This is a genomic window from Stenotrophomonas maltophilia group sp. RNC7, assembly GCF_030910085.1.
In the GTDB taxonomy this organism is placed as follows: domain Bacteria; phylum Pseudomonadota; class Gammaproteobacteria; order Xanthomonadales; family Xanthomonadaceae; genus Stenotrophomonas; species Stenotrophomonas sepilia.
Genome location: NZ_JAVFVN010000617.1, coordinates 1 through 680, shown reverse-complemented (window position 1 = coordinate 680; position 680 = coordinate 1). Strand labels below are relative to the sequence as shown.

The window sequence follows — 680 nt, the reverse complement described above, 5'->3', positions numbered from 1 at the left end:
GTCCGCGTAAGGCTCCCGGAGGGAATGACGTGGGAGAAGCTCGGTCAGATGAAACCGGAGGAAATCAGGTCCAAGGGACTGTTACCCGAAGGTTTTTTACCACTTCCGCACGTGAAACAAGCCGCAGGCGGACAGGTCTTTCCGCAGATGCAGATCGATACCATCCAGCAAGAGGAAAAGCGCGACCTCAATCGTTTTGATGTCGCGTTCGACTTGCCAGATATCTTCACACCAGAATTCCCTCCCCCGATCTTTCTCACCACTCATCCCGAACTGGGCGACGTCTCACGCGGTGATGTTCTTACGATCAAGAATTTTTACGAGTATATGAACGGGATCGCTACTCCAGTCCAACTGGAGGGCCTGCGGCTTTTGCTTACACCGTTTCCGCAGGAGGAATTCAATCAGACGGAAGATCGCAAGGTTGTGGATCCGAGCATGGGCGTGGCCTGCCTCGATTGCCACACCAATTTCCATACGAATGGCGCTTTTCACCAGACCCCGGACGTGCGTCCACAGGCCAGCCGCTTCAGACTTGATACGACCAGCTTGCGCGGCATGTTTAATCAACAAATACATGGCTCAAACCGGTCGTTGCGTTCGATCGAAGACTTTACCTAATTTGAGCAGCGAACGGCTTATTTTAACGGCGATCATGTAAGTGCAACCCGCAAAGGTGT

At 52.8% G+C, this 680-nt stretch carries 1 protein-coding gene; it reads left to right on the top strand.

The annotated features are described in order from the left end of the window. On the top strand, positions 1 to 621 hold a 621-nt coding region (locus RCF13_RS11765), incomplete at its 5' end, for a hypothetical protein (RefSeq protein WP_308141209.1). Positions 622 to 680: the final 59 nt, after the last annotated feature.